Annotated in this window: 19 protein-coding genes; 12 read left to right on the top strand and 7 right to left on the bottom strand. The window is 72.8% G+C overall.

The genetic code is table 11. From position 1 onward, the window contains the following. Positions 1-208: 208 nt before the first annotated feature. Positions 209-1,711, top strand: a complete 1,503-nt coding sequence (locus ACFOSY_RS21980; protein ID WP_394309509.1) for an LVIVD repeat-containing protein — start codon at positions 209-211, stop codon at positions 1,709-1,711. Here the strand turns inward: ACFOSY_RS21980 and ACFOSY_RS21975 are convergent. From ACFOSY_RS21975 to ACFOSY_RS21960, 4 genes are all read right to left on the bottom strand, one after another. Next, positions 1,699-2,376: a TetR/AcrR family transcriptional regulator gene (locus tag ACFOSY_RS21975; protein ID WP_394309507.1), complete on the bottom strand. Its 678-nt coding sequence runs from the start codon at positions 2,374-2,376 to the stop codon at positions 1,699-1,701. The two genes, ACFOSY_RS21980 and ACFOSY_RS21975, sit on opposite strands and share 13 nt — an antisense overlap. A gap of 86 nt (positions 2,377-2,462) precedes the next feature. Continuing rightward, complete coding sequence (locus ACFOSY_RS21970; protein WP_394309505.1) at positions 2,463-3,233, bottom strand: phosphatase PAP2 family protein; 771 nt, start codon at positions 3,231-3,233, stop codon at positions 2,463-2,465. 113 nt (positions 3,234-3,346) lie between these two features. Beyond that, positions 3,347-4,282 (bottom strand): M56 family metallopeptidase, encoded by a 936-nt coding sequence (locus ACFOSY_RS21965; protein ID WP_394309503.1) that lies wholly within the window; start codon positions 4,280-4,282, stop codon positions 3,347-3,349. Between the two features lie 104 nt (positions 4,283-4,386). After that, entirely contained in the window at positions 4,387-4,956 is a 570-nt protein-coding gene (locus ACFOSY_RS21960; RefSeq protein ID WP_394309501.1) for a DUF5134 domain-containing protein, read from the bottom strand. A 157-nt stretch (positions 4,957-5,113) separates the two neighbouring features. Between ACFOSY_RS21960 and ACFOSY_RS21955 the strand changes: the two genes are divergently transcribed. Continuing rightward, entirely contained in the window at positions 5,114-7,582 is a 2,469-nt protein-coding gene (locus tag ACFOSY_RS21955) for an FUSC family protein (RefSeq protein ID WP_394309499.1), read from the top strand. Continuing rightward, on the top strand, positions 7,579-8,163 hold the full coding sequence (locus ACFOSY_RS21950; protein ID WP_394309497.1) for a MarR family winged helix-turn-helix transcriptional regulator: 585 nt from the start codon (positions 7,579-7,581) through the stop codon (positions 8,161-8,163). Before ACFOSY_RS21955 ends, ACFOSY_RS21950 begins: the two co-directional genes overlap by 4 nt. Positions 8,164-8,195: 32 nt before the next feature. Here the strand turns inward: ACFOSY_RS21950 and ACFOSY_RS21945 are convergent, their stop codons facing one another. Beyond that, positions 8,196-8,594 carry a VOC family protein gene (locus tag ACFOSY_RS21945; protein ID WP_394309495.1) on the bottom strand — a complete coding sequence of 133 codons (399 nt, stop codon included), beginning with the start codon at positions 8,592-8,594 and terminating at the stop codon, positions 8,196-8,198. Between the two features lie 149 nt (positions 8,595-8,743). Between ACFOSY_RS21945 and ACFOSY_RS21940 the strand changes: the two genes are divergently transcribed. After that, positions 8,744-9,286, top strand: a complete 543-nt coding sequence (locus tag ACFOSY_RS21940) for a GNAT family N-acetyltransferase (protein ID WP_394309493.1) — start codon at positions 8,744-8,746, stop codon at positions 9,284-9,286. Positions 9,287-9,307: 21 nt separating this feature from the next. Here the strand turns inward: ACFOSY_RS21940 and ACFOSY_RS21935 are convergent, their stop codons facing one another. After that, positions 9,308-9,991, bottom strand: coding sequence for a glycerophosphodiester phosphodiesterase (locus ACFOSY_RS21935; protein WP_394309490.1), 684 nt, complete (start codon positions 9,989-9,991; stop codon positions 9,308-9,310). 254 nt (positions 9,992-10,245) lie between these two features. On the opposite strand from ACFOSY_RS21935, the gene ACFOSY_RS21930 reads away from it, so the two are divergent. The 4 genes from ACFOSY_RS21930 to ACFOSY_RS21915 all read left to right on the top strand — a co-directional run bounded on the left by ACFOSY_RS21930 (position 10,246) and on the right by ACFOSY_RS21915 (position 14,151). Then, complete coding sequence (locus ACFOSY_RS21930) at positions 10,246-11,643, top strand: DUF6421 family protein (protein WP_394309488.1); 1,398 nt, start codon at positions 10,246-10,248, stop codon at positions 11,641-11,643. 38 nt (positions 11,644-11,681) lie between these two features. Continuing rightward, positions 11,682-12,428: an SDR family NAD(P)-dependent oxidoreductase gene (locus ACFOSY_RS21925; protein ID WP_394309884.1), complete on the top strand. Its 747-nt coding sequence runs from the start codon at positions 11,682-11,684 to the stop codon at positions 12,426-12,428. Continuing rightward, a complete protein-coding gene (locus ACFOSY_RS21920; RefSeq protein WP_394309882.1) occupies positions 12,425-13,495 on the top strand; it encodes a threonine aldolase family protein in 1,071 nt (356 codons plus the stop codon). Before ACFOSY_RS21925 ends, ACFOSY_RS21920 begins: the two co-directional genes overlap by 4 nt. Positions 13,496-13,578: 83 nt before the next feature. After that, positions 13,579-14,151 carry a transglutaminase-like domain-containing protein gene (locus tag ACFOSY_RS21915; protein ID WP_394309485.1) on the top strand — a complete coding sequence of 191 codons (573 nt, stop codon included), beginning with the start codon at positions 13,579-13,581 and terminating at the stop codon, positions 14,149-14,151. Between the two features lie 100 nt (positions 14,152-14,251). Here the strand turns inward: ACFOSY_RS21915 and ACFOSY_RS21910 are convergent, their stop codons facing one another. Then, positions 14,252-14,980 (bottom strand): lysophospholipid acyltransferase family protein, encoded by a 729-nt coding sequence (locus ACFOSY_RS21910; RefSeq protein ID WP_394309483.1) that lies wholly within the window; start codon positions 14,978-14,980, stop codon positions 14,252-14,254. A 255-nt stretch (positions 14,981-15,235) separates the two neighbouring features. Here ACFOSY_RS21910 and ACFOSY_RS21905 point away from each other — a divergent pair, with 255 nt between their 5' ends. From ACFOSY_RS21905 to ACFOSY_RS21890, 4 genes are all read left to right on the top strand, one after another. Next, positions 15,236-15,613 (top strand): TlpA family protein disulfide reductase, encoded by a 378-nt coding sequence (locus ACFOSY_RS21905; protein WP_394309481.1) that lies wholly within the window; start codon positions 15,236-15,238, stop codon positions 15,611-15,613. Between the two features lie 225 nt (positions 15,614-15,838). After that, a complete protein-coding gene (locus tag ACFOSY_RS21900) occupies positions 15,839-16,348 on the top strand; it encodes a flavin reductase family protein (protein ID WP_394309479.1) in 510 nt (169 codons plus the stop codon). Between the two features lie 216 nt (positions 16,349-16,564). Then, on the top strand, positions 16,565-17,353 hold the full coding sequence (locus tag ACFOSY_RS21895) for an electron transfer flavoprotein subunit beta/FixA family protein (protein ID WP_394309478.1): 789 nt from the start codon (positions 16,565-16,567) through the stop codon (positions 17,351-17,353). Positions 17,354-17,414: 61 nt separating this feature from the next. Next, positions 17,415-18,377: an electron transfer flavoprotein subunit alpha/FixB family protein gene (locus ACFOSY_RS21890; protein WP_394309477.1), complete on the top strand. Its 963-nt coding sequence runs from the start codon at positions 17,415-17,417 to the stop codon at positions 18,375-18,377. Positions 18,378-18,402: the final 25 nt, after the last annotated feature.

The following is an 18,402-nucleotide window of genomic DNA, read 5'->3' as shown; positions in this document are numbered from 1 at the left end:
ATGGACCTCCTGTGACTGGCGGTATGCCCGCTCGGCAGTGGTGCGGGACACCTCGTGAGTGTCGATGACCGTCCTAGCACGGTTTCGCGCAACTTCGATCAAAAAACTTTGTTGCGATGATGTGGCGCCCCTGTTGGTATGTGCATGCCGAAGACGATACTGCCGGTGCCACACCGTTCCGACGTGAACGGAACCAGGGAGGAAAACAGTGATCCTGTTGAGCGTTTCCCGAACCCGGCGGAGACGGCTGGGAGTTGCCGCGGCCGCGGGCGGCCTGCTGGCCGCGCTGCTCACCGCGGCGCCCGCCGCGGCGATCCCGGACCCGGGGGACTCGCCCGCCGCCGCGAAGGACGTGTCCCGCAGCGACCAGGCAGAGGCCCGTGCCGCCATCAGGAGCGGCGAGATACCCGGCCAGGACGAGATCGTCCACTCCGCCAACATCGAGCACGTGGCCCACATCCCCAAGGACGTGCTGTCCGGCACCAACTCGGACCTCGCCTTCCAGGGGAAGTACGCCTTCGCCGGCAACTACGACGGCTTCCGCATCTTCGACATCAGCAACCCCAGGAGCCCCAAGACGGTGGCCCAGGTGCTGTGTCCCGGATCGCAGAACGACATCTCCGTCTCCGGCAACCTGCTCTTCCTGTCCACGGACTCCTCGCGCAGCGACAGCAGCTGCAACAGCACCACGCAGCCCGCCACCGAGAAGTCCTCCTGGGAGGGCATGAAGGTCTTCGACATCAGCGACAAGCGCAACCCGCGCTACGTCGCCGCCGTCGAGACCGCCTGCGGCTCGCACACCCACACGCTGGTGCCCGAGCGCAAGAACGTCTACATCTACGTCTCCTCCTACTCGCCGAACGCGGCCTACCCGGACTGCCAGCCGCCGCACGACGGCATCTCGGTGATCAAGGTGCCGCGCAAGGCCCCGCACAAGGCGGCGCTGGTCGGCTTCCCCGTGCTGTTCCCGGGTGAGGGCCCGGACGGCGGCGGCAACCCCGGCTCGCCCACCAACCCGGGCGTCTCCAAGACCACCGGCTGCCACGACATCACCGTGCTGCCCTCGAAGGACCTGGCCGCCGGCGCCTGCATGGGCGACGGCATCCTGTTCTCCATCAAGAACCCCGAGCGCCCGCGGGTGATCGACCGCGTCCAGGACAACGTGAACTTCGCGTTCTGGCACTCGGCGACCTTCAACCAGCGGGCCGACAAGGTCGTCTTCACCGACGAGCTCGGCGGCGGCGGCGCGGCCACCTGCAACGCGGAGATCGGTCCCGACCGCGGCGCGGACGGCATCTACGACATCGTCGGCAGGGGCGACCGCAGCAAGCTCGTGTTCCGCAGCTACTACAAGATCCCCCGCCACCAGGCGGACACCGAGAACTGCGTGGCCCACAACGGCTCGCTGATCCCGGTCCGCGGCCGTGACCTGATGGTCCAGGCCTGGTACCAGGGCGGCATCTCGGTGTGGGACTTCACCAACTCGTCCAAGCCGAAGGAGATCGCCTACTTCGAGCGCGGTCCGCTGTCCACCGACCAGATCGTCACCGGCGGCTCCTGGTCGGCGTACTACTACAACGGCTACATCTACTCCAACGACATCGCCAAGGGCTTCGACGTCCTGAAGATCGACGACAAGCGCACGGACCCGGCCCGCTGGGTCCGTATGCAGGAGCTCAACGTGCAGACGCAGCCGGACTACTTCGACTGAGTCCCCGCGTCCGTCGCGAAGAACCGGGCCAGGTCCGTCCGGTCCTTCTCCTCCGTCCCGCCGGTCCCCTCGGGGTCCGGCGGGACACCCATCTCCCAGTCCAGCCGGTAGCGCTTGAACAGCTCGGCGCGCAGCACCGGCAGGGGCATCGGCGCCCCCGGCATCAGCGCCGCGTACACGGCGCCCATCAGCAGCGCCCGCAGCATCGGATAGTCGGACTCGACGTCCCGCGAGCCGTGCCGGGCGACCGTGTCGCTCAGCAGCTCGGCCAGCCGCCGCTGCTCGGGACACGGCAGGAAGCCCTCCGCCTGGAGCAGCCCCGCCATGTGCTGGCGCATCAGCACCGGCCGGTCCCGTGCCAGGCCCAGGATCGCGTCGATGGCCCGCGCCAGCCGCTCCCTGCCGTCGTCGGTGCGCGGCTCCCGCTCCAGCGCCTCCTCCAGGGTGCGGTGCATCAGCCGGTGCACGGCGGACTGCACGAGCTGGCGCTTGCCCGGGAAGTAGTACGACACCAGGCCCCGCGCGGAACCCGCCCGGTCGGCGATGTCGCCCAGCGTGGTCGCCTCGTAGCCGCGCTCGTCGACGAGCTCGACGGCCGCGTGCAGCAGCCGCTCCTTGGAACGCCGACGCAGTTCTTCATTGACCAGGGCGCTGCGCGGGGACATGCTGGACTCCTGCGTTGACTGGCTGCCAGCCAACTATACTCAGCGCACCTGGAAGGGCCCTGTGCGGGCCCTCTTCGGGCTGCCGTTCACCTCGGGCGACGCGGGGGATCGTCCGAGGTGGGCGGTTCGGGCGAGGGCGACGGCGGGCGCGCACGGTCGGACCCGTCCGGCGCGGCGGGACACAGCCGCCGGTGCGCCGCGACCGCCGCGACGACTGTCAGCGCGCCGAGCAGCCAGCCGCCGAGCACGTCCGTCGGCCAGTGCACCCCGAGCCAGACCCGGGTGAGACCGACACCGGCCACCGACACGGCCGCCACCGCCAGCGCCGTACGCCACAGATCGGGGCCCGGCCCGTGACGGCGCAGCACCCACAGCAGCAGCCCCAGCACGACCGTCGCGGTCATGGCGTGCCCCGACGGGAAGGCGGCGTAGTGCGCCGTGTCCACCGGGTCGGCCCACACCGGTCGGTCCCGGCCGAGCGCGGCCTTCAGCCCCTGCTGCACGGCCGTGGCCACGGCCACCACCACGACCAGCCACCCCGCCGTCCACCGGGCGGCCGGACGCCGCAGCAGCACCACCACGGCCACCGCGCACAGCAGCCGCATCGTCCAGGGGTCCCACACCCAGTCCGTCAGGACACGGGCCGCCTGCGTCAGCCCGTCCTCCGCCACCGCCCAGCGGTGCGTGGTGCGGGAGATGCCCGCGTCCAGGTCGAGCAGGGGCCGCCACTCGGCGGCGACCAGCGCCAGCAGCAGCGTGGAGGCCGCCGCCAGCAGGGCGGCCGGCGCCGCCGCCGACCGGGCCGGCGTACGGGGTCCGGGGGGTGCGTGCGGTGCGGGGGCGTGGGGGGTGCGCATGGGGTGATCCTCGCCGACCGGAGGCGTCCGGGGCCAGAACCCGGCACGCCCGGTCCTCAGGGGGCGCGGACCGGCCCGGTGCCGGGACGGTACGGCCGCGTCGGGGCCGTCGCCTACCCCAGTGCCCGCAATCCCGGCAGGAACGCCACGAGCACGGGGACCGCCGGCACCAGCGACGCGACGGCCGTCAGCCGCAGCCGCCGGCCCGCGGTCAGCCGGTCACCCGGGGCGAGCAGCCGGTCCACCCGCGCCGGGACGTGCGCCTGCGCGGTGGGGCAGGGGCCGAACACCCCGCGGTCCTCGTTCAGTTCCACCAGGGCCAGGGCGGTGGTGAGCCGGCCGAACCGGCGGGACGCCGTGTCGTCCGCGGCCAGTTCGACCAGCCGGTGCATCTCGTCCCGGAACGCGGAGAACACCGGCACCTGCGGGAAGCCCTCCGCCAGCGCCGACGAGCAGTGCAGCAGCCAGTCGTGCCGGGCGCGCGCGTGACCGCGCTCGTGCGCCAGCACGGCGTCCAGCTGCCGACCCTTCAGACGCTGCAACGCGGCCGTCGTGACCACCAGTTGGGGCGGGCTGCCGGGCAGGCACCAGGCCTCCGGACGGTCGCCCTCCAGCACCACCAGCCGGTCGGAGCCCGGCTCCTCGCCGGGCAGCAGCGGCGCCCTGCGCCGCAGTTCGGCACGGCGGGCCCGGCGGCGGGCGCGGGCCCGCGCGATCTCCCGCACCAGCATCGCCCCGCTCCACAGCCCCCCGCACGCCAGCACCACGGCGGTGACATGCGCCCAGGGGCCGGCCGTGCCCAGGGTGTACGCCTCCACGACCGCGACCGGCGCGCCGGTGAACACATGCCCGCCGACCGCCCGCCAGGCCGCCGCCGCGCTGAACGTCATCGACAGGGCGCAGCACAGCAGCACCGACGCGATCACGCACTGCCAGGCCCACAGGGCCACCACCGGTTCACGGTCCGGCCAGTCCGCCCGGGCGAGCAGCCGGGGACCCACGACGGCGGTCAGCACACCGAGCAGCAGCAGGACCGCGGGGAGGATCATGGCAGCAGCCTAGAAGCGCGGACGCCCCCTGGATACGGACCCGCGGCCCGAAGTGACGCAGACAACGGTCCCCTGCCTGCGGCCGAACGGCCTCTTGCGCGCCCTCACATCGTCAGCAGCATCGCCACCATCGCGATCCCCATCGACAGCCGGCAGGCCCGCGCCAGCTCCGGCCGGTCACCCCACCCGGTGCCCGCACCGGTGCCCGGCCCGGCGCCCGGTGGTCCGCCCGCCACGGCGGCCACCGGGGCCAGGCGCGCGCCCGTCACCAGCACGTACGCCGCGAAGTACAGCAGCAGGGCCGCGGTCAGCGCGGGTATGCCCGCACCGCCGTGGTGCGCCCCCTGCGGCGCGGCCGCCATGACCACCGCCATGTAGACCATCGCGCCCGCGCCCACCGCATGGTGCAGATGGCGCGCGGAGGCGCGGGCCGCCCACAGCGCGTGCAGCCCCGCCGCCCCGAACACCGCCGCCCACAGCGGCCAGGTCCACGCCGGCGGCGTGAACACCGCCGCGGGCACCGCCATCGCCGCCATCCCGAACCCCATCAGCGCCTCGCCGCCCGCCGCTCGGCGCTGCTCCTCCACGCTGCTGCGCATCCGCAGCAGGCAATAGGCGCCGGTCGCCGCGCAGAGCGCCACCAGCAGCCAGCCGGACGATCCCGGTCCGTGCACGCGAACCCCCCTCGAACCGTTCCACCGGACGGTCAGGGGATGCCCGGGCCCGACGGCGTGTACGCGAGCGCGAGGGGGTACGCGGGGGGCTTGCGGGGGCGCGGGCGGGTCGGTGAAGAATTATTTAGCGTGTAAAACACCTGTTAACCTTGCCTGTATGAGCAGGACCAGCGATGCCACCCCCACGCGGGTCCGGCGCCTCCCCGTCGTCGGCGCGCTGCGCCTCGGGCGACCCTCCGACGTCTGGTTCAAACCCGCGCTCAGCGTGGTCGCCGCCGTCGCCCCGCCCAGCCTGCTCCTGGTGGCACTGGGCCGCCTCGACCTCGCCGCGTACACCATGGCCGGGTCCCTGTGCGCCCTGTACGCCCACAACCGCCCGTACGCCGCTCGGGCCAAGGCGCTGGCGTGGGTGATCCTCGGGATGCTGGGCGGCCTCGCCGTGGCCCTGGTCGCCGCCTCGCTCACCCGTGACGCCGTCGTGCTGGTCACCGTCGGCGCCCTGCTGGCCGCCGTGCAGAAGGCGGTGTGCGACGCCACGCGTGTCGGGCCGCCCGCGCACGTGATCTTGACGTTCGTCAGCTCTGCCACACTGTTCGTCCCGCAGACCCTCGGCCAGATTCCCGGCCACCTCGCGCTCGCCGCGGCGGCCGGCGCGTGGGCCTGGCTGGTCGGCATGGCCCCTGCCCCGCTCCGCCCTCACGGCCCGGAACGCCGGGCCACCGCCCAGGCCCTGAACGCGGCCGCCGCGTACGCCGCCGCCACGGCGCGCGGCGGTGAGGGGGCCGCCGCCGCCCGGTCCGCCGCGTACGCCGCCGTGCACGCGGCCTGGCAGACCCTCCTCGCGGCAGGGGACCGCCCCTCCACGACCCGCGGCGCCCTGGAACGCCTCGTCGTCCGCGCCGAGGTCGCCCTGGCCGCCCCCGCGGACGCCGACCCCGCCCTCCTGCGCACCTGGGCCCGCGCCGTACGCGGCACGGGCCGTGTGCCGTGCACGGACGATCCGCGCCGGGTGGGCGATGGGGTGTGTCGGGACGACTTGGGTTCGCGCGGGGTGGGCGGCGGCCTGCGTCGGGGTGCCGGTGACCTGCGCCGGGTGGGCGACGGGGTGCGTCGGGGCGACGAGGGTTCGTGCGGGGTGGGCGGCGGCCTGCGTCGGGGTGACGGTGACCTGCGCCGGGTGGGCGACGGGGTGTGTCGGGGCGACGAGGGTTCGTGCGGGGTGGGCGGCGGCCCGCGTCGGGCTGACGGTGACCCGCGCCGGGTGGGCGATGGGGTGTGTCGGGACGACTTGGGTTCGCGCGGGGTGGGCGACGGCCCGCGTCGTGGCGACGGTGACCCGCGCCGGGTGGGCGACCGTCCGCGCCCGACCGCGGACGGCCCGCGCCGGGAGGTCCACGGCCTGCGCCGGGCAGGCGGCGACTCGCTCCCGGTGGGCGACGGTCCGCCCCCGATGGGGGATGGTCCGCGCCGGGAGGCCGGTGATCCGCGTCGGCTCCGCCGGCGGGTCGGCGGTGGCCGCGTCCGGCGGCGGCTGGATCCGCAGCAGCGCCGTCACCCGGCCGGCCGCGACCACGCCCCGGCTGAGGAAGTAGCCGGACTCGATCAGGAACATCACCGGCCACACCAGCATGGTCACGTACCCGAGGACGACCGTCCGGGTCCGCAGGGCGACCGCCTGCGCACGACCGGCGTCGGCCCGGGCACGATCGGCGACGGCCTGCATGGGACCGGCGAGATCCCGCCCAGGACCGGCGGCATCCCGCCCACAACCCGCGACCTCCCGCCCGCCGAGCGGGACGAGCTTCTGGGGGTCGACGCCGAGCGTGACGTCCCGCCGCGTCCGCTGTGGAGGCGGCTCGAGGCGCTTGCCCCCGTCGCCCTCCGTACCGCTCTCGGCTGTGCGCTCGCCGGTTACGCCGCCCTCGCCCTCGGGGCCGACCGGCCCTCCTGGGCGCTCGTCACCGCCGCGTCCCTCTACCAGGCCAACGTCACGCTCACCTGGAGCAGGGCCGTGCAGCGGGTTGTCGGCAACGTCGTCGGCGTGCTGCTCTTCGCGGTCGTCGCCCCGGTCGCCCAGCTCGGGCCGCTCGCCCTCGTGCTGTGCATCCTCGCCTGCAACTTCGGCGCCGAGGCGCTCATCGGGCGCAACTACTGGCTCGGCAGCGTCTGCGTGACCCCACTGGCGCTGCTGGTCACCGAGCTGCCCGGCCACCAGCCGACCGGCGAGCTGGTCACCGGCCGGGTCGTGGACACCCTCGTCGGCGCCCTGGTCGGCTTCGCCGCCGCCGTGGCCGTCACCGACCGGCGGGCAGGCCGGCGGGTCGAGCGGGCGCTGACCGACGTCGACCGGGCCCGCGAGCACGCCGCCCGCCTGGCGGCCGGGCCCGCGGCCACCCCCGCCGCCCTGGAGGCCGCCCGCCGCGGACTCGCCGCCGCCGTCGTCGACCTGCGCGCGACCACCGACGCCGCGGCCGGAGAATGGTGGCAGCGCGCGCTGCCCCAGGAACGGGTGGTGCTCGCCGAGCAGGCGGCGCACCGTACGCTCGCGGCGACGGTACGACGCCAGGGACTCCTCCCGGACCCCGGTACCAGCACGCACACGCACACGGAGGACGCATCGCCATGACGGCGACCCAAGGGCCATCGGCCGGCGACGGCGCCGGCACGCCGCACACCTCGAGCACCACGGATGCGTCCGCCCCCGGGCGTGACACCGTCGCCGAGGTCGTCCGGCAGTGGCGGGCGGTCCACCCCGGCCTCGACACCGGTCCCATGGAGGTCATCGGCCGTATCAACCGCTGCGCGGCCCTCTTCCAGCAGGCCGAGGACGCCCCGCTGCGCCGGGCGGGGCTCACCCGCCCGGAGTTCGACCTGCTCGGCGCGCTGCGCCGCACGGGGCACGAGCTGACGCCCAGCGAGCTGGCCCGCGAGACGTTCTCCTCGGGCGCCGCCGTCACCAAGCGGCTGAAGCAGCTCACGGAGCGGGGGCTGGTGGAACGCCGTGGGGACACCAGGGACCGCAGGGTGGCGCACGTGCGCCTCACCGACGCGGGCCGTGAGCTGGTGGACGGCATCCTGCCGTCGCAGCTCGCGTACGAGAACGCGGTGCTGTCCGGGCTGGACCACGGGGAGCTGGGCGATCTCGCGGGGCTGCTCGGCGGGCTGCTGGCCCAGCTGGAGGGGCGGCTGGGCGCCCTGCGCGCGTAGGGACGACTCCGTCTCCCCGTCCCCCGGAACCCCTACAGGCCCGGCCGGTACCGCAGCGGGTGCTCCTCCGGGATCTCGACGAGCACGATCGGCGTGCCGTCCGGGTCCTCGATCCACATCTCGATCAGGCCCCACGGCTCCTTCACCGGAGGGCGGACGATCTCCACGCCGCGCCCGGTCAGTTCCTCCCGCGCCGCCTCGGCGTCCGCCACCTGGAGCCACAGCCGGACGTCGGGGGAGCCCGCCGGAGCCGCCTCCGCGCGGCCCGAGAGCTCCAGGAAGCCGCCGCCGAGGAAGTACACGGTGCCGCGCTCCGGACCGGTGCCGAACTCGCGGTGGACGGCGAGCCCGAGCCGGCGGCCGTAGAAGTCGCGGGAGCGTTCGGGGTCGGAGGGGCGGAGCAGGACACGGCTGCTGAGTACATGCACCATGCGGCCGAGCGTAGGGGGAGGGGACGGGCGCCGCCGCCGACCCGCCGTCCGGAGCGTGGACCGCGCCTTCAGGGCCCGGCCGGGGCGCGTTAATCTCGGGCCGTCCCGGCCACGCCGAGGAAGACGCACACGAATCGAGGGACCGCGCCATGGGAACCGCCGCCGACGCCGTACTGACCTTCCGCGATGCCACCGACGCCGATGTGGACGCGCTCGTCGAGCTGATCGAGTCGGCCTACCGGGGGGAGTCCAGCCGCGCCGGGTGGACCACCGAGGCGGACATCCTGCACGGGCAGCGCACCGACCGCGAGGGCGTGCTGGAGGTCGTCAAGGCGCCGGACAGCCGGCTGCTCACCGTGGAGCGCGAGGGCCGGATCGTGGCCTGCTGCCAGCTCGAACACCGCGGCGAGCACGCCTACTTCGGGATGTTCGCGGTCAGCCCCGCCCTCCAGGGCGCGGGGCTCGGCCGCACCGTCATCGCGGAGGCGGAGCGCCAGGCCCGCGAGGGCTGGGGCGTGACCGAGATGCACATGACGGTGATCTCCGTGCGCGAGGACCTGATCGCCTGGTACGAGCGGCGCGGCTACCGCCGTACGGGACGGACCACGCCGTTCCCGTACGGCGACGAGCGCTTCGGCATCCCGCAGCGCGACGACCTGGAGTTCGAGCTGCTCGTGAAGGAGCTGGCCTGACCGTCGCACGGCGTCCGGGGGCTACGCGGTGAAACGGCCGGTACGTTTGATCTCCGGGTAGTCGGTGGTCGCCCCGTCCAGTTCCAGCGCCCGCACCAGCCGCAGGTGGTCCTGGGTGTTGACCACCCAGCCGAACACCGACAGGTCCGCCTTGCGGGCGTGCTCCACGATCTCCAGCGTGATCCGGCGGATGTCGAGGCACAGCCGCGAGGCGCCGACGGCCACCGCCCGGTCCACCACGTCCGTGCCGTAGCGGCCGGCCACGAGCGCCGTGCGCACCCCGGGCACCAGCCGGGCGATCTCGGCGATCGCCTCGTCGTGGAAGGACGCGACCTCCACGCGGTCGGTCAGTCCCCGGTCGTGCATCACCTCGGCCAGCGCCCGGGCCGCCCGGACGTCCTTGATCTCCGCCTGGAGCGGCGTCCGCACCGCGTCCAGCACCTCCACGAAGAGAGGCACGCGCTCGCCGCGCCCGGCGTCCAGGGCACGCAGTTCGTCGAGGGTCTTGTCGGCGATGGCACCCGTGCCGTCCGTGGTGCGGTCCACGCGCGCGTCGTGCATCACCACGAGCGCGCCGTCCTTGCTCAGATGCAGGTCCAGTTCGATGACGTCGAGCCCGGCCTCCTGGGCGGCGACGAAGGACCGGAGGGTGTTCTCGGGCTCGACGCCCATGACTCCGCGGTGACCGATGGTGAGGAAGTTCAAGATCCGACTCGCTTCCGTCGACGGCGGCGGGGGGCCGCGTCCCTACGGCCCTCTGGGACCGTATCGCCTCTGCCCCCGGCGTCCAGAGGCTGAACCCGGAACGCATGGAGCGCCGCCGTACGGGGTAACCCACAGGAAAAAATGCGGTGACGCCCCGGGTGAGGCAGGATAATTTCCTGAGGTACCCCTTGCTGGGAGAAACGCCCTGTGTATACGGTCAGGCGTACGCAAGGTTCTCCTGTGGAGGATGGGACATGACGGAAATTCTTGTGCAGCAGGCTTCGGGGGAGCGGGTTCCTTCGACGACCAGGGTGGTGGAGCACCCGGCATGGCCCGTGCTCAAGGATGCCGTGGAGCGGATCCGGCCCTGGCAGTCCAAGGACGGCTCGATCGACTTCGACGCCGAGGGCGCCCCGTCGCGTGCCGACGCGGAGCGCGCCGTGCGCGCCGTGACCGACGCGGTCGGTGAACTGTCCCCGCTGCTCCCGCACGACCGCGCGTATCACGAGGCCCTGGGCAAGGACCTGGCCCGCTGGGCCGAGGGCGGCTTCGAGGTGCCCGACTTCCTCGACTCGCTGCTGGCCTTCGCGCCCGCCGCGCACCGCGAGGACGGCCTCCAGCACCTGGTCGTCTTCCCGATGTACACGCAGAACGGCAACCCGGACCGCAACCTCGAGGCGGTCGTGTTCCGCATGGTCTGGCCCGACTGGCTGGCCGAGCTGGAGCGCACCCGCTACGACAACCCGCTGTTCTGCGGCATCACCTTCGAGGACTTCACCGCGGGCTACGACACCAACTCCGCGGTGCTCTTCCCGGAGACCATCGCCGTGCGCGAGGCCCCCGAGCGCTTCACCTGGGGCGCCATCTTCTGCGACCGCGAGGCCGCCCGCTTCCGCCGGGTCACCGAGGCCGCCGTCGACATCCTCGGCCTCGAACTGCCCGAGGACGTCGCCGCCATGGTCCACGACCAGAAGCGCTGCGAAGAGGCCTTCGTGCTGTGGGACATGATCCACGACCGCACGCACAGCCACGGCGACCTGCCGTTCGACCCCTTCATGATCAAGCAGCGCCAGCCGTTCTGGATGTACGGCCTGGAGGAGCTGCGCTGCGACCTCACCGCCTTCAAGGAGGCCGTGAAGCTGGCCGGCGAGGGCGTCCCGCAGGCCCGTGACGTGCAGGTCGCGGTCATCTTCGACCGCATGTTCCGCTTCCCGGTGACCGGCGAGCGGGTGCGCAACTACGACGGCCTCGGCGGCCAGCTGCTCTTCGCCTACCTGCACAAGCACGACGTCGTCCGCTGGACCGACAACAAGCTCTCCATCGACTGGGAGCGCGCCCCGCAGGTCACCAACGAGCTGTGCGCGGAGATCGAGACGCTGTACCGCGACGGCATCGACCGCCCCAAGCTCGTCCACTGGTTCGCCGGCTACGAGCTGGTCTCCCGCTACCTCTCCCCGCACCCCGGCTCCAGGTGGGCCAAGGGCCCCGAGGCCCTCGACCTGTCGCTGCCGCCGCGGAAACTCGTCGATGACGTGCTTCCGGACGAGTTTCCGCTGAGCATGTTCTATGAGGCACTGTCCAAGAAGCTGAAGAACGTGATCGCCTCGACCAAGGGCATCACGGCGGACGGCGCCGAGCGGGTCGCCGCGTGAGCGATCTCGTCCACACCACTGCTCAGGAGGCGAGAACCATGGGGAACGGGGCGCTCGAAGGCGCGGTGATCGCGGTGGCCGGCGCGGGCGGGCCCGCGGGACGCGCGGCGCTGCTCAGGCTCGCCGAGGCGGGGGCCACAGTCGTCGGCTCGGACAACGACCCGGAGCGCCTCGCGTCCGCCGTGGACGCGGCGCGCTACGCGCACGGCGGCGCCACCGTCACCGGCGAGACGGTCGACCTGCTCGACCTGGAGTCGACTCGTGACTGGGCCGCCCGCACCGAGAAGGAGTTCGGCCGCGTCGACGGCCTGGTCCACCTCGTCGGCGGCTGGCGCGGCAGCGAGACGTTCACCAAGACCAGCCTGGACGACTGGGACTTCCTGGAGCTGCTGCTGGTGCGCACCGTGCAGCACACCACGCTCGCCTTCCACGAGGCGCTCCAGCGCAGCGACCGCGGCCGGTACGTCCTGATCAGCGCGGCCGGCGCCACCAGGCCCACCGCGGGCAACGCCGCCTACGCCGCGGGCAAGGCCGCCGCCGAGGCGTGGACGCTGGCCATGGCCGACTACTTCCGCAAGGCCGGGGGCGAGCAGGGGCCGACTTCGGCTGCTGCCATCCTGGTGGTGAAGGCGTTGGTGCACGACGCGATGCGCGCCGACCGCCCCAACGCGAAGTTCGCGGGCTTCACGGACGTCAAGGACCTGGCCGAGTCCATCGTCGGCGTCTGGGACAAGCCCGCCGCGGAAGTGAACGGAAACCGTCTGTGGCTGACCGAGAAGCCGTGAACCCGCCGAGGACCGACGCGCGTCGTCATCACGACCCGGACGTCCGCGGTTTCGCCAGCGACAACTACGCAGGCGCTCACCCGGAGGTGCTCGCCGCCCTGGCCCTGGCCAACGGCGGGCACCAGGTCGCGTACGGCGAGGACGCGTACACCGAGAACCTCCAGCAGGTGATCCGCAGCCACTTCGGCCCCACCGCCGAGGCGTTCCCGGTGTTCAACGGCACCGGCGCCAACGTCGTCGCGCTCCAGGCGGTCACCGACCGCTGGGGCGCGGTGATCTGCGCGGAGAGCGCCCACATCAACGTGGACGAGGGCGGCGCCCCGGAGCGGGTCGGCGGCATCAAGCTGCTCACGGTGCCCACCCCGGACGGCAAGCTCACCCCGGAGCTCATCGACCGGCAGGCGTACGGCTGGGACGACGAGCACCGGGCCATGCCGCAGGTCGTCTCCCTCGCCCAGGCGACCGAGCTGGGCACCGTCTACACCCCGGACGAGATCCGGGCGATCTGCGAGCACGCCCACGCGCACGGCATGAAGGTGCACGTCGACGGCTCCCGGCTGGCGAACGCCGCCGCCACGCTGGACGTGCCGCTGCGCACCTTCACCAACGCGGTGGGCGTCGACCTGCTCTCGCTGGGCGGCACCAAGAACGGCGCGCTGTTCGGCGAGGCGGTCGTGGTGCTGGACCCGGACGGCATCAAGCACATGAGGCACCTGCGCAAGCTGTCCATGCAGCTCGCCTCCAAGATGCGCTTCGTGTCCGTGCAGCTGGAGGCCCTGCTCGCCCGGGACCTGTGGCTGCGCAACGCCCGGCACGCCAACGAGATGGCCCAGCGTCTCGCCGAGGGCGTGCGCGCGGTGCACGGCGTGGAGATCCTCTACCCGGTGCAGGCCAACGCCGTGTTCGCGCGGCTGCCGCACGACGTGAGCGAGCGGCTGCAGAAGCGCTTCCGCTTCTACTTCTGGGACGAGGCCGCGGGCGACGTCCGCTGGATGTGCGCCTTCGACACCACCGAGGACGACGTGGACCGCTTCGTGGCCGCCCTCAAGGAGGAGATGGCCCACTAGGCGCCCGTCGAGCATTGCATAGGTATGCGGCCGGTCGAAAAGTCATTGACTGTCGTCCGGTCGCTTGCCTATGCTCCGGCGCCATGCAGCTCATCCAGGAAAACCCGGACCTCTCCGCCTACTTGGCCGCCGACGAGGCGATCGACCACCACCATCCGCAGGTCCGGGAGGTGTCCGCGCGCCTGGCCGCCGACGTCCATGACTCGTATGAGTATGCGCGAGTGGCCTTCATGTACGTGCGCGACCGCATCACGCACTCGCAGGACGCCGACGACCCCCGCGTGACCTGGCGCGCCTCCGACGTACTGGAGCAGGGCACCGGCATCTGCTACGCCAAGTCCCACACCCTGGCCGCGCTGCTGCGCGCCGAGGACATCCCGACCGCGCTCTGTTACCAGCACCTCGGCGTGGTGCACGGTCTGGTCGCCGTGCGGTTCAACGGCGCCTGGCACCGCCAGGACCCGCGCGGCAACAAGCCCGGGGTGGACGCGCGGTTCTCCCTCGACGGCGAGCGACTGGCCTTCACCCCCGACCCCGCGTCCGGCGAGAGCGACCACCCGGTCCTGTATGCCGCACCGCACCCGGCCGTCCTGCGCGCCCTGCGCGACGCCACCGACCGGGCGCAGCTGTGGCGCACGCTCCCCACCGCGCTCTGAGGCGCACGGCCGGGGAGCCCCGCTCGGCGCGCGGCGGAAACGCGACAGGTCCCGGGCGTCCGTGCGTGAGCACGGCCACCCGGGACCTGGGCACGGGACCTCAGCGGGCCTCCGCCTCGCGGACCTGCTCGGGGGTGGGGGCCGTGCCGCCGAGGTGGGCCGGCATCCACCAGGTGTCGTTCTGGCTCTTCGGCCGCACCGGGTACGCCCGCTGCGCCGCCTCCAGCAACTCCTGCACGCGCTCGCGCAGCTGACGGGTGATCGCGCCCGCGTACTTGTCCTTGGACGCCTCGATCGCCTCGCCCACGCGGATGGTGATCGGGGTGTGGCTGCGCTTGAAGTTGCGCGGGTGGCCCTTGGTCCACAGCCGCTGCGTGCCCCACACCGCCATCGGGATCAGCGGGACGCCCGCCTCCTGGGCCATGCGCGCGGCCCCGGACTTGAAACTCTTCAGCGTGAAGGACGGGGAGATCGTCGCCTCGGGGAAGACGCCCACGATCTCCCCGGACCGCAGCGAGCGCAGCGCGTGCTCGTAGGCGGCCTCACCCTGCGTGCGGTCGACCGGGATGTGCTTCATGCCGCGCATCAGCGGGCCGGAGACGCGGTGGCGGAACACCGACTCCTTGGCCATGAAGCGGACGAGCCGCTTCTGCGGCAGCGCCGCCAGTCCGTTGAAGACGAAGTCGAGATAGCTGATGTGATTGCTCACCAGCACGGCGCCGCCCGAGCGCGGGATGTTCTCCGACCCCTGGCAATCGATCTTGAGGTCCCACACCTTGAACAGGGTGCGGGCGAAGCCGATCACGGGCCGGTAGACAAGTTCTGCCATGGGCGGGTCGAAACCCTTCCTTCTCTGCCTGGGAAGGGGGTCTCCCAGTCGAAGTTACGCAGCCGTAGGTTTACGGCCTGTCGCTGATGCTGCCCCAAGAACGGCCGGTGAACCAGCCCCGGTGCCCGTCCGGCGCGGAGATTCTCGTCACGTTCCGTCGATCCACCTCGACTTTCGCGGCGCGGGCGGGAATGTCCGGGGTCTCTGGGGCGCTGGAGGCGTTGGACGTGACATCCAGGGTGGCGGGAGCGGCGAGTGCGAGGCAGTGACGACACGGGACGGTCGGGCACCGGCACCGACGCCGGCTCCGGCTCCGACGGCGGAGCGCGCACCGGTCTCGCGGCGGAACTCGGCGCGGGGCTGGGCGAGCGCGCCACCCTGGTGCAGTTCTCCAGCGCCTTCTGCGCGCCCTGCCGGGCCACCCGCCGTGTGCTCGGCGAGGTCGCGGACATGGTGCCGGGCGTGACTCACGTCGAGATCGACGCCGAGGCCCGTCTGGACCTCGTACGGCGTCTGGGCGTCGAGCGCACCCCGACCGTGCTGGTCCTCGACGCGGACGGCCGGGAGGTGCGGCGCGCGGCCGGGCAGCCGCGCAAGGCCGACGTGATCGCCGCCCTGGGCGCGGCGCTGTGAGGCCGTCGCGATCATGGTGAGACATCTCCCATCCACGGGGGCCCGCTTGACGCTGCGCGCGCGTTGTCGTCAGCCTGACAGCTTGTCGTCGGGGTCGTCGGGACTCCCTCGCCGCCGCCGGGTACCCGGCCCCCTCCCGGCCGACGCCCGCGTCCCGCGCGCGTCGCGGCCGGGCCGGTGAGCAGCCGCGCATCCGCTCGTGACCCCTCCCAGAAGGACTGTTTCATGACGGCCACGTCCGACCTCGGCGCCGCCCGGCCCGCCTCGCCCGACCTGCTGCGCTCCGTCTTCCGCCGGCACCCGGCGGGGGTCGCGGTGGTCACGGCGCGCGGCCGTTCCGGTCCGGTCGGCTTCACCGCCACCTCCCTCGCCTCCGTGTCCGCGGAGCCGCCGATGCTGTCCTTCGGCGTGTCCACGGGCAGTTCCAGCTGGCCCGTGATCGCGGACACCGATCACGTGGGCGTGCACCTGCTGGGCGAGCACCAGCAGGACCTCGCGGCCACCTTCGCGCGCCGGGGCGCCGACCGCTTCGGTCCGGGCACGGCGTGGCGGGAGGGGCCGGAGGGGGTGCCGGTGCTGGACGGCGTGCCCGCCTGGATGGTGTGCCGGGTGACGGCGCGGGTGCCCGCGGGCGACCACCGGATCGTGGTCGCCGAGGTGCTGCTCGGCGATCCCACGGGCCACGGCCGTCCCCTCGTCTACCACCAGGGACGCTTCAGCGGGCTGCCCGACTGAGGGCGGGGACCTCGGTCGCGGGCCGGGAGAGTTCCGGTTACGCTGCGTTGCGAAGGTCACAGTTCAAAGCGCTTGCTTAGCGGGCAGGAACTGAGTGTACTGACGAGTAATATTTCGGTCGGAGCGTGGGTCGCCCCGACCGGGACCGCCCGCTTGAGGCGCCTATGCTGCCTGCAGGCAGGCAGCCAGAAATGACGATGCAGTAGGAGAGCCGGCGTGAGCTTGAGGATCGTTGTCACTGTGAAGTACGTGCCCGACGCCACTGGCGACCGGCACTTCGCCGATGACCTGACCGTCGACCGTGACGACGTGGACGGTCTGCTCTCCGAGCTGGACGAGTACGCGGTGGAGCAGGCGCTGCAGATCGCGGAGAACTCCGACGACGACGTCGAGGTCACCGTCCTGACCGTGGGCCCCGAGGACGCCAAGGACGCGCTGCGCAAGGCGCTGTCCATGGGCGCCGACAAGGCCATTCACGTCGAGGACGACGACCTGCACGGCACGGACGCCATCGGCACCTCCCTGGTGCTGGCCAAGGCCGTCGAGAAGGCGGGTTACGACCTGGTCGTCTCCGGCATGGCCTCCACCGACGGCACCATGGGCGTCGTCCCGGCGCTGCTCGCGGAGCGCCTGGGCGTGCCGCAGGTGACGCTGCTGTCCGAGGTGTCCGTCGAGGACGGCAAGGTCACCGGCCGCCGTGACGGCGACGCCGCCTCCGAGCAGCTCGAGGCGTCCCTCCCCGCGGTCGTGTCGGTCACCGACCAGTCGGGCGAGGCCCGTTACCCGTCGTTCAAGGGCATCATGGCGGCCAAGAAGAAGCCGGTGGAGTCCTGGGACCTCTCCGACCTCGACATCGACGCCGACGAGGTCGGCCTGGAGAACGCCTACACGGTCGTCGAGTCGGCGACCGAGCGTCCGGCCCGCACCGCGGGCACGATCGTCAAGGACGAGGGCGAGGGCGGCAAGCAGCTCGCCGAGTTCCTTGCGAGCCAGAAGTTCATCTGAGCCGCAAGGCACGGCTCGCTTCCCGCCCCTCATACTTCGCAAGCAGGAGAGAAGAAGTCCCATGGCTGAAGTTCTCGTCTACGTCGACCACGTGGACGGCGCCGTCCGCAAGCCGACCCTGGAGCTGCTGACCCTCGCCCGCCGCATCGGCGAGCCGGTCGCCGTGGCGCTGGGCAACGGCGCCGGCGACACCGTCGCCACGCTCGCCGAGCACGGCGCGGTCAAGGTCCTCACCCACGAGGCCGCCGAGTACGCCGACTACCTGGTCGTTCCGAAGGTCGACGCCCTCCAGGCCGCCCACGAGGCCGTCTCCCCGGCCGCCGTCCTGGTCCCCTCCTCCGCCGAGGGCAAGGAGATCGCCGCCCGCCTGGCGCTGCGCATCGGCTCCGGCATCATCACCGACGCCGTCGACCTCGAGGCCGGCGACGAGGGCCCGGTGGCCACCCAGTCGGTGTTCGCCGCCGGTTACACCACCAAGTCCCGCGTCTCCAAGGGCACCCCGGTCATCACGGTCAAGCCGAACTCGGCCGCCGTGGAGGCGGCCCCGGCCGCCGGCGCGGTCGAGTCCCTGAGCGTCACCTTCTCCGCGCAGGCCACCGGCACCAAGGTCACCGGCCGCACGCCGCGCGAGTCGACCGGCCGCCCGGAGCTGACCGAGGCCGCGATCGTCGTCTCCGGCGGCCGCGGTGTCAACGGCGCGGAGAACTTCTCGATCATCGAGGCGCTCGCCGACTCGCTCGGCGCGGCCGTCGGCGCCTCGCGTGCCGCGGTCGACGCCGGCTGGTACCCGCACACCAACCAGGTCGGCCAGACCGGCAAGTCGGTCTCGCCGCAGCTGTACATCGCCAACGGCATCTCCGGCGCGATCCAGCACCGCGCGGGCATGCAGACCTCGAAGACCATCGTGGCCGTCAACAAGGACGCCGAGGCCCCGATCTTCGAGCTGGTCGACTTCGGCGTCGTCGGCGACCTGTTCGACGTCGTGCCGCAGCTGACCGAGGAGATCAAGGCCCGCAAGGGCTGATCACCCCCGGAACCGTCCGAGGCCC

This window comes from Streptomyces lusitanus, assembly GCF_042647945.1.
Taxonomy (GTDB): Bacteria; Actinomycetota; Actinomycetes; order Streptomycetales; family Streptomycetaceae; genus Streptomyces; species Streptomyces pseudogriseolus.
The sequence above is the reverse complement of the archived record's forward strand: the minus strand, read 5'-3'. Positions and strand labels throughout refer to the sequence as shown.